General features: G+C 61.2%; 19 protein-coding genes. 4 read left to right on the forward strand and 15 right to left on the reverse strand.

Features of this window, described 5'->3' with window-relative positions:
* Positions 1 to 20: 20 nt before the first annotated feature.
* From GDJ93_RS07825 to GDJ93_RS07860, 8 genes are all read right to left on the reverse strand, one after another.
* The gene (locus GDJ93_RS07825; protein WP_152068365.1) at positions 21 to 821 is read right to left on the reverse strand and encodes a DUF4931 domain-containing protein; all 801 of its coding nucleotides are present in this window, start codon (positions 819 to 821) and stop codon (positions 21 to 23) included.
* 3 nt (positions 822 to 824) lie between these two features.
* Positions 825 to 1,502, reverse strand: a complete 678-nt coding sequence (locus GDJ93_RS07830; RefSeq protein WP_152068366.1) for a copper homeostasis protein CutC — start codon at positions 1,500 to 1,502, stop codon at positions 825 to 827.
* Between the two features lie 294 nt (positions 1,503 to 1,796).
* A complete protein-coding gene (locus GDJ93_RS07835) occupies positions 1,797 to 2,510 on the reverse strand; it encodes an ABC transporter ATP-binding protein (protein WP_226812547.1) in 714 nt (237 codons plus the stop codon).
* Positions 2,511 to 3,371 carry an ABC transporter ATP-binding protein gene (locus GDJ93_RS07840; protein WP_055287178.1) on the reverse strand — a complete coding sequence of 287 codons (861 nt, stop codon included), beginning with the start codon at positions 3,369 to 3,371 and terminating at the stop codon, positions 2,511 to 2,513.
* Complete coding sequence (locus tag GDJ93_RS07845) at positions 3,361 to 4,440, reverse strand: branched-chain amino acid ABC transporter permease (protein WP_117821257.1); 1,080 nt, start codon at positions 4,438 to 4,440, stop codon at positions 3,361 to 3,363. The genes GDJ93_RS07840 and GDJ93_RS07845 overlap by 11 nt, the downstream gene beginning before the upstream one ends.
* Positions 4,441 to 4,449: 9 nt before the next feature.
* A complete protein-coding gene (locus tag GDJ93_RS07850) occupies positions 4,450 to 5,331 on the reverse strand; it encodes a branched-chain amino acid ABC transporter permease (protein ID WP_117582912.1) in 882 nt (293 codons plus the stop codon).
* A gap of 139 nt (positions 5,332 to 5,470) precedes the next feature.
* Positions 5,471 to 6,658, reverse strand: coding sequence for an ABC transporter substrate-binding protein (locus tag GDJ93_RS07855; protein ID WP_138375195.1), 1,188 nt, complete (start codon positions 6,656 to 6,658; stop codon positions 5,471 to 5,473).
* Between the two features lie 271 nt (positions 6,659 to 6,929).
* Positions 6,930 to 8,096, reverse strand: a complete 1,167-nt coding sequence (locus GDJ93_RS07860) for an ABC transporter substrate-binding protein (protein ID WP_152068367.1) — start codon at positions 8,094 to 8,096, stop codon at positions 6,930 to 6,932.
* Between the two features lie 250 nt (positions 8,097 to 8,346).
* Here GDJ93_RS07860 and GDJ93_RS07865 point away from each other — a divergent pair, with 250 nt between their 5' ends.
* Positions 8,347 to 9,690 carry a homoserine dehydrogenase gene (locus GDJ93_RS07865; protein ID WP_152068368.1) on the forward strand — a complete coding sequence of 448 codons (1,344 nt, stop codon included), beginning with the start codon at positions 8,347 to 8,349 and terminating at the stop codon, positions 9,688 to 9,690.
* Positions 9,691 to 10,074: 384 nt separating this feature from the next.
* On the opposite strand, the gene GDJ93_RS07870 is transcribed toward GDJ93_RS07865, so the two are convergent.
* Entirely contained in the window at positions 10,075 to 11,637 is a 1,563-nt protein-coding gene (locus GDJ93_RS07870; protein ID WP_152068369.1) for a cation:proton antiporter domain-containing protein, read from the reverse strand.
* Between the two features lie 184 nt (positions 11,638 to 11,821).
* Here GDJ93_RS07870 and GDJ93_RS07875 point away from each other — a divergent pair, with 184 nt between their 5' ends.
* A complete protein-coding gene (locus GDJ93_RS07875; RefSeq protein ID WP_152068370.1) occupies positions 11,822 to 15,568 on the forward strand; it encodes a phosphoribosylformylglycinamidine synthase in 3,747 nt (1,248 codons plus the stop codon).
* 99 nt (positions 15,569 to 15,667) lie between these two features.
* Positions 15,668 to 16,603: a DMT family transporter gene (locus tag GDJ93_RS07880; RefSeq protein WP_152068371.1), complete on the forward strand. Its 936-nt coding sequence runs from the start codon at positions 15,668 to 15,670 to the stop codon at positions 16,601 to 16,603.
* Between the two features lie 99 nt (positions 16,604 to 16,702).
* Here GDJ93_RS07880 and GDJ93_RS07885 read toward each other — a convergent pair whose 3' ends face one another.
* From GDJ93_RS07885 to GDJ93_RS07900, 4 genes are all read right to left on the reverse strand, one after another.
* Positions 16,703 to 17,845, reverse strand: coding sequence for a GGDEF domain-containing protein (locus GDJ93_RS07885; protein WP_152068372.1), 1,143 nt, complete (start codon positions 17,843 to 17,845; stop codon positions 16,703 to 16,705).
* A gap of 190 nt (positions 17,846 to 18,035) precedes the next feature.
* The gene (locus tag GDJ93_RS07890; protein ID WP_148332576.1) at positions 18,036 to 19,058 is read right to left on the reverse strand and encodes a 2-keto-3-deoxygluconate permease; all 1,023 of its coding nucleotides are present in this window, start codon (positions 19,056 to 19,058) and stop codon (positions 18,036 to 18,038) included.
* A gap of 150 nt (positions 19,059 to 19,208) precedes the next feature.
* Positions 19,209 to 19,532 (reverse strand): AzlD domain-containing protein, encoded by a 324-nt coding sequence (locus tag GDJ93_RS07895; RefSeq protein WP_152068373.1) that lies wholly within the window; start codon positions 19,530 to 19,532, stop codon positions 19,209 to 19,211.
* Positions 19,522 to 20,214, reverse strand: a complete 693-nt coding sequence (locus tag GDJ93_RS07900) for an AzlC family ABC transporter permease (RefSeq protein WP_152068374.1) — start codon at positions 20,212 to 20,214, stop codon at positions 19,522 to 19,524. Before GDJ93_RS07900 ends, GDJ93_RS07895 begins: the two co-directional genes overlap by 11 nt.
* A gap of 126 nt (positions 20,215 to 20,340) precedes the next feature.
* On the opposite strand from GDJ93_RS07900, the gene GDJ93_RS07905 reads away from it, so the two are divergent.
* A complete protein-coding gene (locus tag GDJ93_RS07905) occupies positions 20,341 to 21,153 on the forward strand; it encodes an HD domain-containing protein (protein WP_152068375.1) in 813 nt (270 codons plus the stop codon).
* Here the strand turns inward: GDJ93_RS07905 and GDJ93_RS07910 are convergent.
* A complete protein-coding gene (locus tag GDJ93_RS07910) occupies positions 21,150 to 22,355 on the reverse strand; it encodes an electron transfer flavoprotein subunit alpha (RefSeq protein ID WP_152068376.1) in 1,206 nt (401 codons plus the stop codon). The genes GDJ93_RS07905 and GDJ93_RS07910 overlap by 4 nt on opposite strands.
* Positions 22,356 to 23,171 carry an electron transfer flavoprotein subunit beta/FixA family protein gene (locus tag GDJ93_RS07915; RefSeq protein WP_152068377.1) on the reverse strand — a complete coding sequence of 272 codons (816 nt, stop codon included), beginning with the start codon at positions 23,169 to 23,171 and terminating at the stop codon, positions 22,356 to 22,358.
* Position 23,172 lies beyond the last annotated feature (1 nt).

Genomic DNA, 23,172 nt, shown 5'->3' on the forward strand with positions numbered 1-23,172 from the left:
GCAGTGTGCGGGCGCTCACTTTACGATGTGAGCGCCTCCAGATGTGCGCGGAGTCGCTCCGCATCGACATCGAGCGTGGTCTCAGCATTGACCTGAGCCAGCCGATACCCGACAAAGTAGGGTGAAACCACCCAACGTGGAAGCGCCTTGGCAATGGTCCGGCCGCTCATGTGATAGAAGAACAGGTTGTACGACTCTGCGCGACCACCATGGTGCTCGTTCAGGATATAGCGCAGAGCTACCTGAATCGCATCGGCGAAGAGGTCCGTCTCGGCTTGGTCTCTCGTGTCATCGCTGCCGGCGATTCCCTGCGGGGCTGAAACGTTGACCTCAAAGAACCCCATGATCGGTTCGGTTGAGATGTCGACCGAGATTCTCCCCTGTTGCCAGACACTGATGCCTTCAAAGTTGGCTGAGGTCAGCGCCGCATAGCCGTCCTCCTGTTCCAGGCCCACAATCTGCATGTGTGGATGGACGAGGCTGCCGCCCGAAAGCGGGCCTTTGTTCTTGTACATGAGCACACTGCGGTACTGTTGGGAATCGATCATCTGCTGCCAACAGCCCAGGGCAAACCGCATCACATGATGCAGCTCATCCGGTTCATAGGTCACCAGGTCGGCGTCGTGATTGGCAGACTCGATCAATACGGTCTGACGTGTGGCCCGCAAGGTCTTGAACTTATTCTCGAGCCAGATGCAGTCACCATCACGCTGGATGATATTGGCAAGTCCCTCCGTGTCGCAAAAGGGGCACGCGGTGCCAGGGCGACGATTATCGTCGGGCTTACCGCTCGCCTGCTGAACGTCAAATACCAGCGCCACGGGTTATACCTCCAGCGGCACGATCTTGGTGCCATGGAGCTCGGAGACGCCTAGCGCCGCCGCCACGGTATCGCGGTTGGCCGTGGAAATGCCGCCGCCGGGAAGGATGGTCAGGCGGTCTCCCGCACACTCGATAAGACGCGACAGATGCTCCAGGTTGTCCTCGATCGGCGTGCCGGCGGCGCCGCCGTGCGTCAGGATGCGCGTAACGCCGCAATCGGCGAGTGTGTCGACGGCATCGAGTTGAGCCTCGGGCGAGAGCTGGTCAAACGCCATGTGAAAGGTGATGTCGATGGGCTCACGCTTGCATTCCTCGGTCGCGCAGCCCGCGGCCATCACGAGGGCGCCCAACGTAAGCTCGTCGAGCGCCCATCCGCCAGCGCAGGGCTTGCAGCAGCCAAAGACCAAGCCGTCAACGCCGGCGCTCACGGCAAGGCCCAGGTCCATCTCCATCATACGCAGCTCGTCCTGGTTGTAGTGAAAGTCGCCGCCACGCGGGCGAATCATGCACATCACCCGTGCATCGTGCTCGTGGGCATAGTTGGTCGTAGCGCTGATAACGCCGGCCGAAGGCGTGGTGCCACCAACGGCAAGGTTGTCGCACAGCTCGATACGCCTTGCACCGGCATCGATAGCCGCCGGCACCCGCTCAAAGTTCTCGGCACAAAACTCGTACAGCATAGATGGACCCCCAGATGACATTTCTATTTCCACACGGCATTGTCGCACTTTAAAAACCAACCCGCATGACAGAGCAAAATGATTTGGTGGGGACGAAGGAAAACGTCCCCAACGACTACCTCCAACGCCGCAGGCAGAGGACCGACAGCGAGCGGGCGCCAGAGCGAACAAATTGGCATGAAAAGAGGGCGGCATAGACCTTCTGGTCATGCCGCCCTCTTTGAATGACAAGTTGTCGCTCTGGCGCCCGCGCAGCGTCGACTGGTCCGCCGTTCGGTAGAACGGCGGAACCGCCTAACCGCCCAGATAGGCCTTGCGGACGTTGTCGTCGTGCAGGAGCTCTTGGCCGGTGCCGGTCATGGTGATCTTGCCGGTCTCGAGCACGTAACCGCGTGTGGCGATGGAAAGCGCCATCTGCGCGTTTTGCTCGACCAGAAGCACCGTGGTGCCGGCCTTGTGCAGGTCCTCGACAATCTGGAAGATCTGTTCGATCAGAATCGGTGCCAGACCCATGGAAGGTTCGTCGAGCATAAGCAGTTTGGGGTTACTCATAAGGGCGCGCCCCATAACGAGCATCTGCTGCTCGCCACCTGAAAGGGTACCGGCGACCTGGCGACGGCGCTCCTTCAGGCGCGGGAACTGCTCGTAGACACGCTCCAGGCCCGGAGCAATTGTGGACTTGGGCTGTGTATAGGCGCCCATCTCCAGGTTCTCCTCAACCGTCATCTGCAAAAAGGCGCGACGACCCTCGGGGACCTGAGCCAGGCCCTTACCAACCAGCTTGTCGGCGGGCGTATGGGTAATGTCCTCGCCCATAAACTTGATGGAGCCGGTCTTGGAGCGCAGCAGGCCCGAGATGGTCTTGAGCGTTGTGGACTTGCCGGCACCGTTGGCACCAATCAAGGCCACGATCTCGCCCTCGTTAACGTTAAAGGAGATGTCCTTGATGGCGTGGATGGCGCCGTACCAGACGTTGATGTTGTAGACGGAAAGCATCGGCTCTGCCATTTAGTTCTCCCCCTTATCCTGCTTACCCAGATACGCCTCGATAACGGCGTCGTTGTTCTGGATTTCCTCTGCCGTGCCCTTGGCGATAACCTTGCCAAAGTTAAGCACGCAGATGCCCTCGCAGATGTTCATAACGAGCGACATATCATGCTCGATAAGCATGATGGCAATGCCAAAGGTGTCGCGAATCTTGACGATGTTCTCCATGAGCTCCGCGGTCTCGGACGGGTTCATGCCGGCGGCAGGCTCGTCGAGCAGCAGTAGCTTGGGGTTGGTGGCAAGCGCGCGGACGATCTCCAAACGACGCTGAGCGCCGTAAGGCAACGATCCGGCCTGCTCGTTTGCCAGATGCTCCATATCAAAGATGGACAGCAGCTCCATGGCGCGCTCGTGAGCAGCCTTCTCGTGCTTCCAATACGTCGGCAGGCGCAGCACGCCCTCAAAGCCGGAGTAGCGCTCCTGGTTGTGCAGGCCGACCTTAACGTTATCCTCCACCGTCATGGTGTTGAACAGACGAATGTTCTGGAAGGTACGGGCAATACCCATGCGGTTGACCTGATAGACCGACTTGCCCGAGGTGTCCTCACCGTCGAGCAGGATGGTGCCGTGCGTGGGCTGATACACCTTGGTGAGCAGGTTGAAGACCGTGGTCTTACCGGCACCGTTGGGGCCGATCAGACCGGCGATCTCGGTCTTGCCGATAGTCAGGCTAAAGTCGTCGACCGCCTTAAGGCCACCGAACTCAATGCCCAGGTGGATGCACTCGAGTGCCGGGCGCTCGCCCAGGTCGCGGTCGGGAACGATGGCGCCAGAAGGATACGGGACCATCTTGCCCTTGTTGAACTCAAATTTACTGGGCATCGGCTGCCACCTCCTTCTTGGAAGCAAAGCGATCCTTGACGCGACCGAAGAACGCCTTGAGCTGCGGGTTGTTGGTAAAGATCATGACCAAGATCAGCACGATGGCGTAGATGAGCATGCGGTAGTCCGAGAACTGACGGAGCAGCTCGGGAAGCACCGTGAGCAATGCCGCCGCGATGACGGAGCCGCGCATATTGCCCAGACCGCCCAGGACCACGAACACCAGGATGAGGATGGACGTGTTGAAGTCGAACTTGGTGGCGGAGAGCTGCGAGAAGTTACCGCCGAAGAGAGCTCCGGCAGCACCGGCGAGGGCAGCGGAAACCACGAAGGCGATCATGCGGTACTCGGTGACGGAGATGCCCACAGACTCGGCAGCGATCTTGTTGTCGCGCACGGCCATAATGGCACGGCCGGTACGGCTGCGAACCAGGTTGAGCACGATCACGAGTGCGACCATGACCAGGATGGCACCGGCGAGGAAGGTCGAGTACGTCGACACGCCCGAGGCGCCCTGGGCGCCCTTGATGATGGCGGTGCCGTCCTCGAGCAGGTGCAGGTCATCGATCGTGGAGTTACCCGTGATGTTAAAGATCACATGCAGGCCGCGGGAATCGACGCCCACAATGAGGCAGGTGACGATCTCCTTGATAATCTCGCCAAAAGCCAGGGTCACGATAGCCAGATAGTCGCCGCTCAGGCGCAGGACCGGGATGCCAATCAAGAAGCCCAGGATAGCGGCAGCGATGGCGCCGACCACGATGCTGATGATCAGGCGCACCGGATCGGAGGGAACGGCGCTCTCGAGGGCGACCGCGGTGACGATGCCCGTGTAGGCGCCGACACTCATAAAGCCCGCATGGCCCAGCGACAGGTCGCCCGCGATGCCGACGACGAGGTTAAGGGAGATAGCCATGACGATGTAGGCCGTAATGGGAACCAGCTGACCGGCGATCATGCGCGGAATCATGTGGTTAGACTGCATAAAGAACACGATGGCGAACGCCACAAGGCACATGGCGTACGTAACAAAGTCGTGACGCGTCTGCTTGTCTTTAAGAAACTTCATAACGCTCACCTACACCTTCTCGGGGACGTACTTGCCCAAGAGGCCGGCAGGCTTGACGAGCAGGACGATGATCAGAACACCAAAGACGATGGAGTTGGCAAGGCTCGTGGAAATGTAAGCCTGCGCCATCGCCTCGATGATGCCGATGAGAATGCCACCGACAAAGGCACCGGGGATGGAGCCGATGCCGCCGAAGACGGCGGCGTCGAAGGCCTTGATGCCAGGCATGGCACCCGTCGTGGGCTGCAGCACCGGCGAGTAGGAGCACAGGAGCACGCCGGCGATGGCGGCAAGCGCCGAGCCGATGGCAAACGTCATCGAGATGGTGCGGTTGACGTTGATGCCCATGAGCTGAGCGGCGGCCTTGTCCTCGGACACGGCGCGCATGGCCTTGCCCATCTTGGTCTTACCTGTAAAGAACATCAGGCCGGCCATGATAACCAGGCAGGCGACGATGGTGACGAGCGAGACGGCGCTTACGTTGAACTTGGCCAAGAACTCCGGCACCTGGAAGGTGACGAGCGAAGTGAAGTTCTTGGGCGTGGCGCCCCACAGAAGCTGCGCGGCGTTCTGTAGGAAGTAAGACACGCCGATAGCCGTGATCAGAACGGCCAGCGGGCCTGCTTGGCGCAGCGGCTTATAGGCCAGACCCTCGATGAGAACGCCGAGAACCGTGCAGACCACACAAGAAAGAATTACAGATGCCCAGCCCGGGAGGCCGAGATACGACGTGGCACAGAACGAGACATAGGCACCGACCATGATAACGTCGCCGTGAGCGAAGTTCAGCATCTTGGCGATACCGTAGACCATGGTGTAGCCCAACGCGATGATGGCGTAGACGCTGCCCATGGACAGGCCGTTGACCAGGTATTGGATAAAGACCGTCATGTTCCACATCCCCCTTTCGAATAGGTTTCCAGTTAATGTATGAAACAGGGACGTTACACTGTCCCTAGATACCAAGCAAGCAGGGAAGGCCAAAACCTCCCCTGCTTGGGATCAAAACCGCTCTATGTAAGGCGGCCAATTAGGCCTGTACGTACTTGCCGTCGGTGATGACGTACGCCGTGGGCTCCTTCTGGACCTGGCCCTTATCGTTCCAGGTGAGCTTGCCGGTCAGACCGTCAACGGTAATCTTGAGCATAGCCTTGGACAGCTTCTCGGCGGCCTCGGTCGGGTCGGCGTCGACACCAAGACCGGCCTCCTTGAGGGCCTCGGCCACCGCGTGCACGCCGTCGTAGGCGTCGGCGGCAAACTGGTCGGGGGTATCGCCGTACTTATCCTTGTAAGCGTTGACGAAGTCGGCGTTCTTCTCGTCGTCGGCGGAGAACGGGGTCATGAGCAGCAGACCCTCAGCAAGAGAGGTGTCGAAGCCCTCAACGCCCAGGATGCCGTCCATGCCGTCGCAGCCCATCATCTTGACGTCGTAGCCCATGTCCTTGGCGTTCTTGAGCAGGACGGACGCCGGCGTGTAGTAGATCGGCGCAAAGATCATGGTGGCGCCGGCCTGCTTGGCCTTGGTCAGCTGGTTGGTAAAGCTCGTGGCGGAGTCGTCCTTAAAGGTCTCCTCGTCAACAATCTCGAGCTTGGACTCAGCGGCCTGGGCCTTAAAAGAATCTGCGATGCCCGAAGAATAGGCGTCGCCGGAGTTATAGAACAGCACGAACTTCTCGTCCGCATACTTCTGCGCCAGGAACTTGGCAGCGTTGACGCCCTGGTTGGGGTCGGTGAAGCAAACCTGGAAGACGCAATCCTTGCCGTCGGTGACGTCCTCGGAGGACGCGGACGGGGTGATCATGAACGTCTTGGGGTCGTTGCCACACTCTGCGGCAACGGCAACCGACGCACCCGTGGTGGTCGGACCGACGAGGGCCTGCATGCCCCAGTCGAGCAGGGTGTTGAAGGCGTTGACGGCCTTCTCGCCGTCGGCCTGGTCATCTTCGGCCTTGCTGGCAAGCGGCAGCTCTTTGGTCGAGAAATCCTTACAGCCAAGCTCGACACCCTGGGTAACGGACTTGCCGTAGGACGCGTTGGCGCCGGTCAGCGGGCCGATGGTACCGATCTTAAACGAAGCGTCGCTCGAAGCGGAACCGCTGTCGCCGCCGTTGGAGGAGCAACCAGCTAGAATGGACATCGCCCCCAGACCTGCTGCGCTCGCGATAACGCTCCTGCGATTCATAACAGGGTTCAATGACTTACCGGTGAGGCTCGACATGCGGCTCTCCTCTCAAATCTCGTCGGGTTTCGGTTACCCGACAGGCCATCCTTCGCCGTGTTCGGCGTTCGCAAAATACTAGACGCTTTAGTTAAGGAAAGTGGCGATTATTTCAACTTTTCTTTGGATTTGTTCATTTATCCATAGTTCTGCGTATTTCTATTACTTTATGCAGTAATGCCACTTTATTGTGTGAAAGTAATGTTTCCGTTCTGTTACAGGCGTCCCTGCCCTGAATAAAACGGCCTCACCGGTCGCGCTTTATGCGCACTTAGGCGGCGATGTACTTGCCGTCCTGGATCACATAGGCTGTGGCGGGCTTTTCGACCTGGCCCTCGTCATTCCACGTCAGCTCGCCTGTCAGGCCCTCGATCTTGATCTTGCGCATGGCCTTGGCAAGGTCGCCGGCAATGTCGGCACCGTCGGCCGAAATGTCAATCCCCGCCCTATCGATAGCCTCGGCGATGGCGTGGACGCAATCGTAAGCGTCGGCGGCAAACTGGTTGGGCGTCTCGTCGTAGGCATCCTTATAGGCCTTGACGAAGTCGGCGTTCTTCTCATCGTCAGCCGAAAACGGGGTCATGAGCAGTACGCCCTCGGCAAGAGAGGTATCGAAGCCCTCCACAGAGAGCAGGCCGTCCATGCCGTCGGTACCCATGAGCGTCATGTCGTAGCCCATGTCCTTGGCGTTCTTGAGCAAAACGGACGCCGGCGTGTAGTAGATCGGCGCAAAGATGAGCGTGGCGCCGGCCTCCTTGGCCTTGGTGAGCTGGTTGGTAAAGCTCGTGGAGGAATCGTCCTTAAAGGTCTCGGTATCGACGATATCAAGTTTGGACTCCTTGGCCTGCTCGGCAAAGGCATCGGCAACACCCGAGCTGTACGTATCGCCGGAGTTGTAAAACAAGGCGATCTTGGCGTCCGCGTACTTCTCGGCCAAGAACTTCGCGGCGCTGGCGCCCATGGTGGGATCGGTGAAGCAAACCTGAAAGACCGTGGTCTTATCCTTGGTGACATCGAGAGACGAGGCCGAGGGCGTGACCATGAGCATGTCGTCGGCAATCTCGCCCGAGACAGCGACGGCAGCACCGGTGGTGACCGGACCGACGAGCGCCTGCATGCCCCAGTCACACAGGGTATTGAAGGCGTTGATAGCCTTCTCGCCGTCAGCGACGTCATCCTCGGACTTAAGCGAGAGTTTGAGGTCCTTGGTCGAGAAATCCTTGGCGGCGAGCTTGGCACCCTTCTCGGCCGAAACGCCATAGGTTGCCGCGGCGCCGGTCAGAGGGCCGATGACACCGATCTTGAAGGTCTTACCGTCATCGGCGGAGCCGCCGTCCGAGCCACCCGACGAGCAACCAGCGAACACCGCGGTGCCACCGAGCGCCGCGGCGCCAGCCAAGAAACTCCTGCGGTTAAGTACGTTGTTGATGCTAAACATGGTGTCCCCCTTTTCGCTGGCCGCGGTGCGGCCGTCTTGCAGTACAGGGCAAACCTTATGGTGCAAACGTTGACAGTTTGTTACGGAGTTCCGTTTGTAGCGAGCATGTTTCCAATGTTTCCGCAGCGTTTCGGGGGTGCCGTTTTGTGCGACTCCTGTTGCCTGGCGAGCACGCGCCCTCGGTTCACGCTAGAATGCACTCAACCTTTAAGCGGTTAATCCATCCATAAGATGCACGAAGGAGCTATCTATGAGCGAACCCCTGCGCACCGTGAACGTCGGTCTGATCGGTCTTGGAACCGTCGGCGGCGGCGTGGCCCGTCTGATCAAGAGCCACCACGATGAGTACCTGGCCGCCTACGGCATCGACCTTAAGCTGACCCGCGCCTGCGCGCTTGCCTGGGAGCAGGCCGAAGCTGCCGGTATTGAGCGCGAGGCCTTTACGAGCGACTGGCACGACGTCGTCACCGACCCCGCCGTCGATATCGTCGTCGAGCTCATCGGCGGCGAGCACCCCGCGACCGAAATCTTCACCACCGCCTTCGAGAACGGCAAGCACGTCGTCTCTGCCAACAAGGCCCTGTTGGGCCGTCATGTCGAGACGCTCGCCGAGAAGGCACGCGCGTGCGGCGTGCAGATTAAGTGCGAGGCCAGCTGCGGCGGTGGCATCCCCATTGTCAGCACGCTCGAGCACGACCTGGTGGGCAACAAGATCCTGACCATCGCTGGCATTCTCAACGGCACCACCAACTACATCCTGTCGCGCATGGACGCCGAGGGCGCCGATTACGCTGACGTGCTCGCCGACGCCCAGGCAAAGGGCTATGCCGAGGCCGACCCGTCCGCCGACGTCGACGGCTTCGACGCCGCCAGCAAGACGGCAATCCTCGCTTCCATCGGCTTTGGCACCCGCGTGACCACCGACGATGTCTACCAGCAGGGTATCCGTACCATCGGCGCCGAGGACATCGCCCAGGCCCGCGAGCTCGGCTTCACCATCAAGCTGCTGGGCATCGCACGCAACACCGACGCCGGCGTCGACGTCCGCGTGCATCCCACGCTCATCCCGGCAGACCATATGCTCGCCAAGGTCAACGGCGCCATGAACGCTGTCTACGTGGTAGGCGACGCCGTGGGCGAGACCATGTTCTACGGTGCCGGCGCAGGCTCCTTCCCCACCGCGAGCGCCGTCGTGGGCGATATCCTGTCGCTCTCCGAGCAGATCAGCCGCGGTGTGGCTCCGCTGCCCGAGATTGAGCCCTATGGTCACAACCTCGCCTTTAAGCCCATGGACGAGCTCCAGACCAAGTACTATGTGCGCCTGAAGGTCGCCGACCGCGTAGGCGCCCTGTCCGAGACGGTCGACATCTTTGCCAAGCACAACATCTCGATCTCGCTCATCAACCAGGTCGAGGACGGCAAATCGGGCGTCAGCGATGCCTGCTCGGTCATCTTCCTGACGCACCGCGCGCTCGAGAAGGACGTCCAGGCTGCCGCCGCCGAGCTTGCCAGCGTCGACTGCGTGGCCGAGGTCGCCAACGTCCTGCGCATCGAGGACGTCGAGGCCTGGACCGAAGGCGTTATGGCGAACTAATTCGCTCTTCGCTATACGGCATATATGTTTTCCTGGCGAGCGATATGTCCTTCCATGTCACGGGCGCGTGCTCCCCGTCGACAGAGCCGCCCGCTCCTAAAGGTCGCAAGCCACGATTTCGAACCTCAACGAAGCCCAATGCAAAAGGCGCGCTGCCTGCATCAACCGCAGGCAGCGCGCCTTCTTCTGTTTGAAAGGGAAACTATGTCCCACCATTTCGAATCAGAACGGGGCACGGTTTCCCCCAGGACCTCCTTGCGGAAACTGCATCCCAGTCTGAGCGCCCATTCCGGGACACAGCTTCCCAACGGCCCCCGTTTCGGAAACCGCATCCCGTTCCGAGCCTTCAAAGCAGGACGCGCCTTCCCCTAGGGAAGCATCTCGTTATTTGCCGTCGTCGTCCTCGGCTTCTTCTCTTGCATAGAGCTCCAGCATGCGGCGGCGGTATTCGCGCACGGCGAGCTTGGCGCGCTCCAGGCGGCGACGCTCGCGCGGAGTCAGCTCGGACGGGTCGACCTCGTCTCCATAGGTCTTATCGGCAAGCAGGTGTGCAGCGTCCACGATGCGGGCATCGATGTGGCCGCTCGCCGCCTCGGCGGAAAGACGCTCGGCAATCGTATCGAGCGTAGGCAGGCCCTCGAATACGCGACCGTGACCATGCGAGGTCAGCAGCTCGTGCTCGCGTGCGAGCAGGCTCGCCAAATCGTGATGGGCACGCAGGATGTCGAACGCATCGGATGGATGCTCGGCAACCTCTGCCACGGCGGCGACCGGCGCGGCGTCGACCACGCGGTAAAAGAGCTGCGCGAGCAATGGCATCAAGAACACCGTAATGGCACCGGCGGCAACCATGACCGACGCAATATCTTGTGACAGCGCGCCCGCGTTGACGGCAACGCTCGTCACGGCAACGATGATCGGCAGGGCCGTGGTGCAGTACAGAGCCACGGTAATGCGACCATACGCCGACACATCGCGCGTCGCGGGACAAATGCCCATAGAGATGAGAATGGGCACGGCACGAATAATCAGCAACGCCACGATAAAACCCGCGAGCAAGCCCGGGCGCGACGCCACGGCCGTCAGATCGATCTTTGCGCCCGATACGGTAAAGAACACCGGAATCAAAAAGCCGTAGGCCAGGCCGTCGAGCTTGGTCTCGAGCGTATGGTTGCCCTCGGGGATGATATAGCGCAGGACAAAGCCGGCGGCAAAAGAACCCAACACGATGTCGAGATCAAAGACAGCCGAGAACGCCACGAGCGTGACCAGGATGAGCACCGTCAGGCGCACGAAGGTCTGCGACGTGGTATCGGCGCGTTCCTCGACAAACGCAAAGAAGCGGCTGCCGACGCGCTTGGAGCGGCTCGGGACCACGGCCAGCAACACGCAGACCACCGCAAACAAGCCAAGGATTACAAGCGTTTGGATGCCGGTGCGGGCAGACAGCAGCACCGACATGGCGAGCACGGGACCGAGCTCGCCCCAAGTGCCATACGCGAGAATCGAGTCGCCCACACGCGTGCCGGTGAGCGAGCGCTCGCGCATGATGGGCACAAGCGTACCGAGCGCCGTGGAAGTAAGGGCAAGCGTCACGGCGATACCGTCGAAATGACTGACCGAGAACCACGGGGTAAAGCGCACGGCAAGCCAGGCGATACCAAACGTGACGACCCACGTCGCCAAGCCGTAGCGCCCCTCCACACCCGTGATGCTCTTGGGGTCGATCTCAAAGCCGGCAAGCAGGAACAAAAAGGCCAGGCCGAGCTCGGACACGAGCGAGACCTCGGCATCTACATGGATAATGTCGAGCATATGGGGTCCCAGCACCGCGCCAAACACGAGCAAAAAGACCGTCTCGGGAACGGGTTTCCCGGGGATCGCCGAGGCGATGAAGGGGCTTGCAAAGGCCACGAGCGCGATGATGGCGAGTGAAACGAATGCCATGTGATGCCTTTCTCTTGTTTGCGCTTCACTGTAGCACCCTCGCCGTCCTCAACGCGCCGCGAGCTGTCGTATCATAGTGAGGTTTACAAACATGTGGCTCAAGGCGACCGCGAGGCTTGCCCCGCAAACCGACCGCTGCCGCATACCGTACCGTACGCCCAACCGATCAGGAAGGCAGGAACCAATGGTCTCTCGTATCTACGTGGAGAAGAAACCCGGGTTCGACGTCGAGGCTCAGCAGCTCAAGGGCGAGCTGACCGAAATTCTCGGCATCAAGGGCATCGAGGCCCTGAGGATCATCAACCGCTACGACGTCGAGGGCATCGACGAGGAGCTTTTCCGCTCCTGCGTGCCGACCGTCTTTAGCGAGCCCCAGGTCGATGTGACCTACGACGAGCTCCCCGCAAGCGATGGCGCCGTCTTTGCCGTCGAATTCCTGCCTGGCCAGTTTGACCAGCGCGCCGACTCCGCCAGCGAGTGCGTGCAGCTCATCAGCCAGGGCGAGCGCCCCGCCGTGCGCTCCGCCAAGGTCTATATGATCTCGGGCGCTCTGGACGAGGCCGCCATCGATGCCATCAAGCACTACGTGGTGAACCCCGTCGAGGCGCGCATCGCCTCGCTCGACCTGCCCGAGACGCTGTACATGGAGACCCCCGAGCCCCAGCCCGTCGAGGTGCTCGACGGTTTCCGCGAGCTCGACGAGGCCGGCCTTGCCGCCTTTATCGCCGATCGCGGCCTTGCCATGGACGAGGCGGACATCGCCTTCTGCCAGCAGTACTTCCGCGATGAGGATCGCGACCCCACCATCACCGAGATCCGCGTGATCGACACCTATTGGTCCGACCACTGCCGTCACACCACCTTCGGCACCGTCCTGGATGACGTGACGATCGACGACGCCGTGGTGCAGCAGGCCTTCGACCGCTACATGGAGATGCGCCATGAGCTCGGTCGCGACGCCAAGCCCGTCTGCCTCATGGACATGGGCACCATCGGCGCCAAGTACCTCAAGAAGACCGGCGTCATGACCGATGTCGACGAGTCCGAGGAGATCAACGCCTGCACCGTCAAGGTGAAGGTCGATGTCGACGGCGAGGACCAGGACTGGCTGTTCCTGTTTAAGAACGAGACCCACAACCACCCGACCGAGATCGAGCCCTTCGGCGGTGCCGCCACCTGCGTGGGCGGCGCCATCCGCGACCCGCTCTCGGGCCGCAGCTACGTGTACCAGGCCATGCGTGTCACCGGCGCCGGTGACCCCACCGTCCCGGTTTCCGAGACGCTCGAGGGCAAGCTGCCGCAGCGCAAGCTCGTGACCACTGCCGCCGCCGGCTACTCCAGCTACGGCAACCAGATCGGCCTTGCCACCGGTCAGGTCAACGAACTCTATCACCCCGGTTACGTGGCCAAGCGCATGGAGGTTGGCGCCGTCGTGGGCGCTACCCCGGCAAACCACGTTCGTCGCGAGTGCCCCGCCCCCACCGACAAGATCATCCTGCTGGGCGGCCGCACCGGCCGCGATGGCATCGGTGGCGCCACCGGCTCCTCCAAGACCCAGAACACCGAGTCCATCGAGACCTCGGGTGCCGAGGTCCAGAAGGGCAACGCCCCTGTCGAGCGCAAGCTGCAGCGCCTGTTCCGCCGCGGCGACGCCTGCCGTCTGATCAAGCGCTGCAACGACTTTGGCGCCGGCGGCGTCTCGGTCGCCGTGGGCGAGCTTGCCGACGGCCTGTACGTGGACCTGGACACCGTGACCAAGAAGTACGACGGTCTGGACGGCACCGAGCTCGCTATCTCTGAGTCCCAGGAGCGCATGGCCTGTGCCGTCGCCGACGGTGACGTCGAGGAGTTCATGGGCTACGCCGCCGAGGAGAACCTCGAGGCGACCGTTATCGCCGAGGTTACCGCCGAGCCGCGCATGCGCATGGCCTGGAACGGCGTCGCCATCGTCGACCTGTCCCGCGAGTTCCTCAACTCCAACGGCGCACCCAAGCACCAGGTCGCCCACGTGTGCGCCCGTAGCGTGTGGCAGCCCAGCTGGGCCGGCACCACGCTTGCCGAGCGCATGACCTCGCTCGTCACCGACCTCAACGTCGCTTCCAACAAGGGCCTTTCCGAGCGCTTCGACTCCACCATCGGTGCCGCAACCGTGCTCATGCCCTTTGGCGGCAAGACGCAGCTCACCCCGAGCTCGGCCATGGTCGCCAAGTTCCCCGTGGACGGCGAGACCACCACGGCGAGCGCCATGGCATGGGGCTTTAACCCCTATCTGATGGAAGCCGACCAGTTTGCGGGCGCCTACCTGTCCGTGGTCGAGTCCATCGCCAAGCTCGTGGCTGCCGGCTTTGAGCACAAGCGCGCCTATCTCTCCTTCCAGGAGTACTTCGAGCGTCTGCGCACCGAGGCCGAGCGTTGGGGCAAGCCCACGGCAGCCGTCCTGGGCGCCCTTATGGCCCAGGTCGACCTGGGTGCCGGCGCCATCGGCGGCAAGGACTCCATGAGCGGCTCGTTTGAGGACGAGGCCGGCGAGCTCAACGTTCCGCCGACTCTGATCAGCTTCGCCGTCGCCGTGGGCAAGGCCGCCCGCGCCGTCTCGCCCGAGTTCAAGGGCCTCACGCACCGCGTCGTCCGCATCGCCCCCGCTACCTATGGCGAGGACTACCGTCCCGACGCCCAGCAGCTGCTCGCCGCGTTTGACGCCGTCGAGGCGCTCACCGCCAACGGCAACGCCCTGGCCATCTCCACGCCCGGCTACGGCTGCGGCGCCGAGAGCCTCTTTAAGATGTGCGTCGGTAACCAGATCGGTATCGAGCTTGCCGAGGATGTAGACGTGGAGAGCCTCTTCACCCCGCTCTACGGCAGCTTTATCGTCGAGCTCGCCGAGGACGCCGAGCTGCCCGAGGTCGCCGACGGCGTTGTCGTCGAGCCCCTGGGCACCACCGTCGAGGGCTATGTCATCGACACCGGCTCCGAGGTCATCGAGCTCGCCGAGCTCCAGGAGGCCTGGGAGAGCGGCATCGAGGGCGTCTTCGCCTACCGCAGCGCCGGCGAGACCCCCGAGGTCGAGACCATCGACTTCTGCGCCAAGGATATCCACGTGTACGGCGGCGCCAAGATCGCCCGCCCGCGCGTGATCATCCCCGTGTTCCCCGGCAACAACTGCGAGTACGACAGCGCGCGCGCCTTCCGTGCCGCCGGTGCCGAGGCCGACACCTTCGTGATCAACAACCTCACGCCCGAGGCCGTCGCCGAGAGCACCCACGAGCTTGCCCGCCGCATCCGTGCAAGCCAGATCGTTATGATCCCCGGCGGCTTCTCGGGCGGCGACGAGCCCGACGGCTCTGCCAAGTTCATCACGGCGTTCTTCCGCGCTCCCGAGGTCACCGAGGCAGTCCGCGACCTGCTCAAGGCCCGCGATGGCCTGATGCTGGGCATCTGCAACGGCTTCCAGGCCCTGATCAAGCTCGGCCTGGTGCCCTACGGCGACATCGTCGACGCCACGCCCGATGCGCCCACGTTGACGTTCAACACCATCGGTCGCCACCAGAGCCGTCTGGTGCGCACCCGCATCTCGTCCAACCTATCTCCGTGGCTGTCGCAGTGCAGCCTGGACGACCCCTACACCGTCGCCATCAGCCACGGCGAGGGCCGCTTTGTCGCCAATGACGAAGTGCTCGCCCAGCTGATCGCCAACGGCCAGGTCGCCACGCAGTACGTGGGCGAGAACGGCAAGCCCAGCATGGACCTTTCCGTCAACCCCAACGGCTCCGCACTCGCCATCGAGGGCATCACGAGCCCCGACGGCCGCGTCCTGGGCAAGATGGGCCATGCCGAGCGTCGCGGCGACAACCTGTACCGCAACGTGCCCGAGCATGTCCCCGGCGATAAGTTCATGCCGATCTTTGAGAGCGGCGTGGCCTACTTCGCTTAAACCTTTCCCATCGGGTACAATCCCTTCGGGTAACAACACCCGCCACCGGCACATCCGGTGGCGGGTTCTTTTTTGCTTCGCGCATGTAGGAAGGACATCATGGAAAGCCGCAAGCCGTATCTCGCCACCCTGCCCGGACTCATCCTGGGCTGCCTCGTCTGCTGTGCACTCTGGGGATCGGCCTTTCCCTGTATCAAGATCGGTTACGCGCTCTTTGGTATCCCAGCGCACGATAGCGCCTCGCAGCTGCTCTTTGCGGGCTTGCGCTTCACGCTTGCCGGCGCCCTGGTTATCGTTGGGATGAGTGCGGCCCAACGCCGCCCCCTCATTCCGCAGGCTCGCGACATCAAGCCCATCTTTGTCTTGTCGCTCTTCCAGACTATCGGGCAGTACTTCTTTTTCTACCTGGGCCTCTCGCGCGCCAGCGCCATGTCGAGCTCCATTATCGAGGCCAGCGCCAACTTCCTCGCAATCCTCTTTGCCGCCCTGGCATTTCACACCGAGAAGCTCAATACGGCCAAGGTGCTTGGCTGCGCGTTGGGCTTTACAGGCGTCGCGCTCGTCAACCTTTCGGGCGCGGATGGCACCTTTGGCTTCACGCTCGATGGCGAGGGCTTTATCCTAGCCTCCACCGTCGCGGGTGCCCTTTCGACCTGCCTGATTGGCATCTTCTCGCGCGAGCACGACGGCGTCTTGCTTGCCGGGTGGCAGTTTTTAGTCGGTGGCGTGGTCCTTACCGCCATCGGGTTTTTGATGGGCGGCACGTTGTCCCCCACCGAAATCGCCCCCGCCATCGCGCTCATCATTTATATGGCACTCATTTCCGCCGTCGCGTACTCGCTGTGGTCGCGCCTGCTTGCCGTCAACCCCGTCAGCCGCGTCTCGGTCTTTGGCTTTATGAACCCGGTCTTTGGCGTGCTGCTGAGCGCGCTGCTGCTCGGCGAGGGCGCTGGCACGAGCCCCGTTACCGTCATAGTTGCCCTGCTGTTGGTCTGCGGCGGCATCATCATTGTCAACAAACCCAAAAAAGCCTAGCGAGCTCACCTTTTTAGGAAGGGCATTCGCATACTTTAGCTTAATGGAATACATCGATGAGCTGAGGGCCGCCACGCACGCAAGCGTGCGACCCTTTTCCTAGCGTATCTGGATGCCGGCTTTCTTTTTCTCGGCCTTGACGCGGTAGAGCTCCGCATCGGCAGCGCGAAGTAAGTCTTGCCAGGTATCAACACTATCGCCGACCCGCGCGTAACCGATGGACATCCGCAATGCATACGGTACCTCGGCACGAGCGAGCTCGTCGTCAATCGCCGAACACAGGTCTATGATGTCCTGTTCCGCCGCTGCCTTTTGGAGCACCACAAACTCATCGCCACCATAACGTGCGATAAAGCCACCAGCCGGCGAGCAGACGTCCTTGAGCGCCGTCGCAACAACCTGAAGAGCATGGTCGCCCTCAACATGTCCATAGTGATCGTTAATCTGCTTAAAACCGTCAGCATCCATCATCAGCAGATACACACCCTCGGCCTGGTCAGTACCCGAGAACAGCGACAGCATATAGGTCTCAAAACGGTTGCGATTGTTAAGGCCAGTCAACGGGTCGGTCGAGATCAGCTGCTCCTGGCAGATGATGTAGAGCAGCAGGATGCTCAGCGTTATACCGACGCAAAGGCCCGGTACCGAAAACAAAACCTGGAAGGTACCGCCCACCAGAGCGGGAACCGCAAAAAAGGCGAGGGTGCGATAAATGGCCTTCTTTTGCAGGCTTTCGACTTTTCGAGCCTGAATAAAGGCATGCAAGGACGTATATATGACGTAGCAGTAGCTCACGATGGGCTGGATCATATAAGCAAAGCCGCGACGATATACGCCCTGCACATCGATATAGAACATAGCGTGCGTCCAGTAGCTGGTAAATGCCAGCACGACCACCAATGCGGTTGGCAACGTTAAAAGTACCGCCCTGTAGGGCGTGGTCAGGAGCCGTGAGCCCTGCATCGTCTCGGAATAGAAAAACCAAATGAGGCACGCGATGGCGAACAGCGAAAACGAAACCGCGTTGGAAATCCAGTTGGCCGTGATGCCTACAGGAGTGCTCACGCCGTCCGAGAGCGTCCAGATCATATCGAAGAAAATGTAGGCAGCAGACGTGTAGCCCAGCATGCTAAACAAAAGCTGCTGGGTGCTCGAGAACAGGGAGCGACGGCTTCGCACGGCAAGCCCGATAAGAATAATCATGCACAGCAGGAATATCTCGATCTTGAGTGCCTTAACCACTAGACGCCCTCCCTTCAATATCCAAGTGGTCAGAATCGCCCGATTCGTGTCTGGGCAATAAACGCCCCTTACTCCGCAGGGGTAAAGGGAATAATAGCAGAGCGCCCGAACGTTGCTGTAAGACAGCTCTCGTTCGGGCGCTCTGACGGCGCGAATTGCACACGCCGGCTTAATTGACTCGCGTCGACGATTACTCGCCGTCGATGTCGGTCGCGACGGCCTCCTCGATGGCCTCGACACCGGCAGGCGACAGGTCCTCCTTGCCCTGGCAGAACTTCTTGTCGACCCAGCCGGTCAGAATCGGCGCCATGATTGCCGTGATGATAACGGCGGTGGCGATCTGCGCATACGCGGTGGGCGCAAGCTCGGCATAGCGTGGCGCGACCTCGGCGAGGGCAACCGGCGTGGTCATAGCCGTGCCGGCGATGGTGGAACAAGCCACGGCAGCCTTGCCGTTACCACCGCACAGGCGCTCGAACGCAAAGGTGATGGGACCGACGACAAACAGCGTGACAAGGCCCAGCAAGATGCCGGAAATACCGCCGGTGATAAAGCTCGACAGGCTCATGGACGCACCGAGCTGAAATCCGATGACAGCGATCGCGGGATTGGCGCCGGGGACCAGCAGGTTCTTGATAAACGGGAACAAGTTGCCCAGGACCATGCCGATAACAAGCGGCAGGATGGATCCGATGATAGTGCCGACGGGGATGTTGGCGAGACCCGAGACACCGAGGATGATCATCGTGACGGCGGGGCCGGCCGTAAAGAACAGGATACCGACGGCGCCCTGCTCGGACTCATCGCCGAACTCGCCCATGATGCCCGTATAGAGCGCCATGTTGCAAAACGTGATGCCGCCGATGATAGACACAGAGCTCAGGCCCAGGAAGTTGTCGTTAAAGAAATATGCCACACCCAAGCCGAGAGCCGCTGCGACGACCAGCTTGGGAATCAGCACGACGATGCCGGTCTTGATGGCGCCCGGCGTGGACTTAAAGCTGATGCCGGCGCCCACAAACAGCAGGATCGCGGCGACGATGGTATTGGAGCCACCGCGGCAGGCAGCCGTAAAGAAGCCGCCGATCTCAAAAACCTGCGGGCAGAAGGTGTTGAGCAAAAGACCGACGATCATCGGATAGATCATGATGTCGCCCGGAATGCGCGGGACCTTGAATTTCTTTTGCTCGTTGGCGGTTGCTTCCTGTGCCATGAAACCCCCATTTCCGCTGACGGGGTACAAAAGCCCACGTCACGCTTTGCTACAGTAAAGTTTGACCATGGTACCAGAAGAAATAGACCAGCTCGGTGAAAAATTCGACAAGTTGGGATGGAACGAGATTCGGCGCCCGCGACGCCACCCCTATATAAGGCTCAAGACGATATAGAGTACGATGCCCGAGACGCAGCACCACAGCATCGATTTTGTCTTGAGCGCCACGACCACGACGCCGGCGGCCGCAATCCAGGGAACCAAGGCAGGCCAGGGTCCCGCGTCGAACGCGCCGGGGCTCACCAAGTCGTTGGCGACCAGCGCGGCAAAGGCAGCGGGCGGGATATAGCCCAGGGCCTCGGTAATGCGGGGCGACAGGGTCCGCCCGCGCAAGGCGAACGCCGGCGCGATGCGAAAGAACGCGATAGCAGCCCACGACGACAGCCACAGAACCAAGAACTCGTTAACGGGCATCGCGGGCACCTCTTCCGTCAAATACAGCATCGCACGCCAGCGCAATGGCAATGCCGACCACGACGTTTGCCGGCACGGCAATATTCGCGAGGCCCAAGAACTTGCATACGGCGACGGACACCGCGCCCGACACCGCCGCGACAACGTTGCCGCGCGACAGCCGCTGCGAAAAGAGCAGGCAGATAAAGAGCGAGGTGCAGACAAAGGCTGCAATGGCGGTGGGAACATCGACAACGGTGCCGACGATGCCGCCCGTCGTACACGAAACGCCCCATGTTGCGATAAGGATCACGTTGAGCACGAAGGACTCACGCGGGCCCCAGTCGTCCTTCTCGACCAAATTGGCTAGCGAGATGCCGTACGCTTCTTCGGTAAGCGTCGCGGTGACCGCCAGCGTCTGACACTTCGAGGCACTCTTCAGATGCGGGGCAAGCGATGCCGAATATAGTGCAAAACGCGAGGAGATGGCGGCGACGCTCGCGATAATCGAAGGTGCCGGTACGCCCGCCAGCCAAAGATTGCAGATCATAAACTGGCCGCTGCCCGTCACAAACGTGCTGCTCAGGGCAAAGACCATCCAGGGTTCCATTCCCGTCTGCCCCATGATCATTCCGCACGGCGCGCCTATTGCAACATAGGTAAGCATCACCGGCCAGACGGTTCTAACGATTTTGAGCACCATACGCTTCTCATCCTGACAAGGTCTCCGAACCGCATGTAGCGACACGGCAGAATCATCATCCGACAGCAACCGAGTTCACCTACAATTGCCACCGGATCGAAAGACACAACTTTTTAGGAAGTCATTATGACAGCTATCGATCGAGACCGGGCGCGCGCGGCCTTCAAAAGCTACACCGATGCCTACGACGCCACCAACCCACGCATCGCGCTCAAAATCGAGCATACGTACCACGTGGCCGAGGCATGCGATGCCGTAGCGCGCGAGCAGGGCTGGTCGTCAGAAGATATTGACCTGGCATGGCTTTGCGGCCTGCTACACGATATGGGCCGCTTTGAGCAGCTGCGACGCTGGGACACCTTTAAGGACGCCGAGAGCATGAGCCATGCGGCGCTGGGCATCGAGGTCCTCTTTGGCGAGAATCCCGCCGATGCACCCGCCACGACAAACATCCGTGACTTTATCGAAACCGGTGCGCATGACGAGCTCATCCGAGCGAGCATCGCCTATCACAGCGACTTTCGCCTGCCGGCACAACTCGACGAGCGTACACGGTGCTTCTGCGATATCGTGCGCGATGGTGACAAGATCGACATTATGCGCACCATCGCCGACAGCACCGTCGACACCATCCTCAAGGTGGACGAGAAGACGTTTCTCGGCAGCCGTTTCTCGTCGCCGACACTTGCCGCCTTTGACGAGCACCGCTGCGTCGCACGCGATGAACGCAACGAGCCGGCGGACTACCTGGTGGGGCTCATCTGCTTTATGTTTGAGCTCGTCTATCCAGCGAGCCGCGCGCTGGCGCGCGAACAGGGCGATATCCACCGCCTGCTCGACGCGCCCTTTGGCATTACGCGGCCCTTTACCAATCCCGCCACGCAAGCGACCTGGGAGCGCCTAAAGGACGAGATGCGCGACTGGCTGGCGCGTACCTAGCGCTCAAGCTGGGCCAGCAGCTCCTCGACGACCTCGACGGCATCGCCGACAACCTTGTACTGGGCAGCACCAAAAATGGGGGCATCCGGGTCCTCGTTGATGGCGATGATGCACTCAGCCCCACCGATGCCGGCAAGATGCTGGATGGCGCCCGAAACACCGATACTCACGAGAAGCTTGGGCGAAACCGATACGCCCGTCTGGCCAATCTGATGGCGATACTCCAACCAGCCGGCCTCCACGACAGGTCGCGTGCAGCCAAGCTCGGCTCCCAGAGCCTCGGCGAGCCTTCGCATCAGCGGCAGGTTTTTCTTGGAACCAATGCCGCGACCCACCACGACCAGGCGCTCGGCATCGGCGATCGAAGCCTGCTGTCCCCACTCCTCGGCGGGAATCGAGATCTCGACACGAGCCTTAGCATCATCCGCAAGTGATATCTGGGTGATCATGCCGGAACGGCCGTAGTCGAAGTCGGGAGCCTTAAAGATACCGGAGCGCACCGTTGCCATCTGCGGACGGTGGTTGGGGCAAATGATGGTGGCCATCAAGTTGCCGCCAAACGCCGGGCGCGTCTGCTGCAGTAGGCCCGTCTCCGCATCCATCGAAAGCACGGTGCAGTCAGCCGTAAGGCCCGTCTGCAAACGCACGGCAACGCCGGGTGCAAGTTCTCGACCAAAAGCGGTCGCGCCGTATAGAATGGCCTCGGGTTTGCATTCGGCTACCAAATCGCAGATCAAGCGGGCGTAGACCTCCGCATCGTTTTGGCGCAGGCGCTCGTCGCGACAGGCCAGGACTTCGTCGGCGCCCGCGCAAACCAGATGCTCCAGGTCGCCGAGAGAACCCTCGGGACCCATACCGACCAGTGCCACCAGACGGCAGCCGCGAGCATCGGCAAGCTCGCGGCCCTTGCCCATAAGCTCATAGGCAACGGGAGTCACCGTATCGTGCTCGTCGGTCTGCACGAATACCCAAATGTCTCGATATGCATCAAGGTCCACCGCACCAGCGGCCTCGTCACGCTCGATCGAGATAGCGTTAACAGGGCAGGCGTCGACGCACCAACCGCATAGGATGCAGCCGTCGGTTACGCGGGCGCATCGGCTGGGTCGCTCGCCTTCCACTACGATGCCGCCCGAGGCACAGGCGCGAACGCAGCGACCGCAGCCGATACAGGCTTCGCTATCGATAATCAGTCCGCTCATCTATGCCATCCCCTCGATAATCTTGGTAAGTTTTACCGCCTGCTCGAACGCCGTTCCCTCAACGGCTTCGCACGTTTGGTCACGGTCGGGTACAAACGAGCGCACGACCTGTGTCGGCGACCCGGCAAGACCGCAACGCGCGGGGTCGGCGTTCACGTCGGCGGCACTGACCACGCGCACGTCCGCCTCCTCCGCCGCGCGAATACCGGCAATGCTCGGCATACGCAGCTGGCCGATCTCCTTGGCGGTCGTCATCGCACACGGCATCTCAAGATAGACCGTCTCCTCGCCGGCATCGCATCCGTGAACGAGCGCCAGCGAGCCACACGTCGTAAAGCCCGCGCTTTGCACGCAGCTCACGTCGGTCACGCAGGGAATCTCAAAGGCACCGGCAAGCTCGGGACCAATCTGGGCCGTATCGCCATCCACCGCCATCTTGCCGCAGATGAGCAGGTCGAAGTCCTCGTCGAGCGCCTCGATGCCGCACTTGAGGGCATAGGTGGTCGCCAGGGTATCGGCACCTGCAAAGGCGCGATCGGTCAGTAGCAGCGCGTCGTCGGCACCGCGGGCGATGCAGTCGCGCAGCAGTGACTCGGTCGCGGGGATGCCCATCGACACCACCGTCACGCGCACATCCATGCCAAAGCTGATAAAGTCGTCCTTCAGCGCCAGCGCGCATTCCAGAGCGCTTGCATCGAACGGGTTAATGACCGCCTGTTTGCCATCACGCACGATAGTATTGGTCTTGGGGTCCATCTTGACCTCGGTGCTTCCGGGCACCGCCTTGACGCACACCACCATATGGAAATCACTCATC

The sequence above is a fragment of the Collinsella aerofaciens genome (assembly GCF_902501475.1).
Taxonomy (GTDB): Bacteria; Actinomycetota; Coriobacteriia; order Coriobacteriales; family Coriobacteriaceae; genus Collinsella; species Collinsella aerofaciens_AL.

What these genes read in the sequence shown, in the direction of transcription:
- GDJ93_RS07835 (WP_226812547.1), bottom strand. Translation starts at nt 2,510, where the DNA reads ATGGCAGAGCCGATGCTTTCCGTCTACAACATCAACGTCTGGTACGGC.
- GDJ93_RS07890 (WP_148332576.1), bottom strand. Translation starts at nt 19,058, where the DNA reads ATGGCACAGGAAGCAACCGCCAACGAGCAAAAGAAATTCAAGGTCCCG.
- GDJ93_RS07900 (WP_152068374.1), bottom strand. Translation starts at nt 20,214, where the DNA reads ATGGTGCTCAAAATCGTTAGAACCGTCTGGCCGGTGATGCTTACCTAT.
- GDJ93_RS07845 (WP_117821257.1), bottom strand. Translation starts at nt 4,440, where the DNA reads ATGAAGTTTCTTAAAGACAAGCAGACGCGTCACGACTTTGTTACGTAC.
- GDJ93_RS07855 (WP_138375195.1), bottom strand. Translation starts at nt 6,658, where the DNA reads ATGTCGAGCCTCACCGGTAAGTCATTGAACCCTGTTATGAATCGCAGG.
- GDJ93_RS07830 (WP_152068366.1), bottom strand. Translation starts at nt 1,502, where the DNA reads ATGCTGTACGAGTTTTGTGCCGAGAACTTTGAGCGGGTGCCGGCGGCT.
- GDJ93_RS07860 (WP_152068367.1), bottom strand. Translation starts at nt 8,096, where the DNA reads ATGTTTAGCATCAACAACGTACTTAACCGCAGGAGTTTCTTGGCTGGC.
- GDJ93_RS07850 (WP_117582912.1), bottom strand. Translation starts at nt 5,331, where the DNA reads ATGACGGTCTTTATCCAATACCTGGTCAACGGCCTGTCCATGGGCAGC.
- GDJ93_RS07865 (WP_152068368.1), top strand. Translation starts at nt 8,347, where the DNA reads ATGAGCGAACCCCTGCGCACCGTGAACGTCGGTCTGATCGGTCTTGGA.
- GDJ93_RS07840 (WP_055287178.1), bottom strand. Translation starts at nt 3,371, where the DNA reads ATGCCCAGTAAATTTGAGTTCAACAAGGGCAAGATGGTCCCGTATCCT.
- GDJ93_RS07915 (WP_152068377.1), bottom strand. Translation starts at nt 23,171, where the DNA reads ATGAGTGATTTCCATATGGTGGTGTGCGTCAAGGCGGTGCCCGGAAGC.
- GDJ93_RS07875 (WP_152068370.1), top strand. Translation starts at nt 11,822, where the DNA reads ATGGTCTCTCGTATCTACGTGGAGAAGAAACCCGGGTTCGACGTCGAG.
- GDJ93_RS07895 (WP_152068373.1), bottom strand. Translation starts at nt 19,532, where the DNA reads ATGCCCGTTAACGAGTTCTTGGTTCTGTGGCTGTCGTCGTGGGCTGCT.
- GDJ93_RS07880 (WP_152068371.1), top strand. Translation starts at nt 15,668, where the DNA reads ATGGAAAGCCGCAAGCCGTATCTCGCCACCCTGCCCGGACTCATCCTG.
- GDJ93_RS07870 (WP_152068369.1), bottom strand. Translation starts at nt 11,637, where the DNA reads ATGGCATTCGTTTCACTCGCCATCATCGCGCTCGTGGCCTTTGCAAGC.
- GDJ93_RS07910 (WP_152068376.1), bottom strand. Translation starts at nt 22,355, where the DNA reads ATGAGCGGACTGATTATCGATAGCGAAGCCTGTATCGGCTGCGGTCGC.
- GDJ93_RS07905 (WP_152068375.1), top strand. Translation starts at nt 20,341, where the DNA reads ATGACAGCTATCGATCGAGACCGGGCGCGCGCGGCCTTCAAAAGCTAC.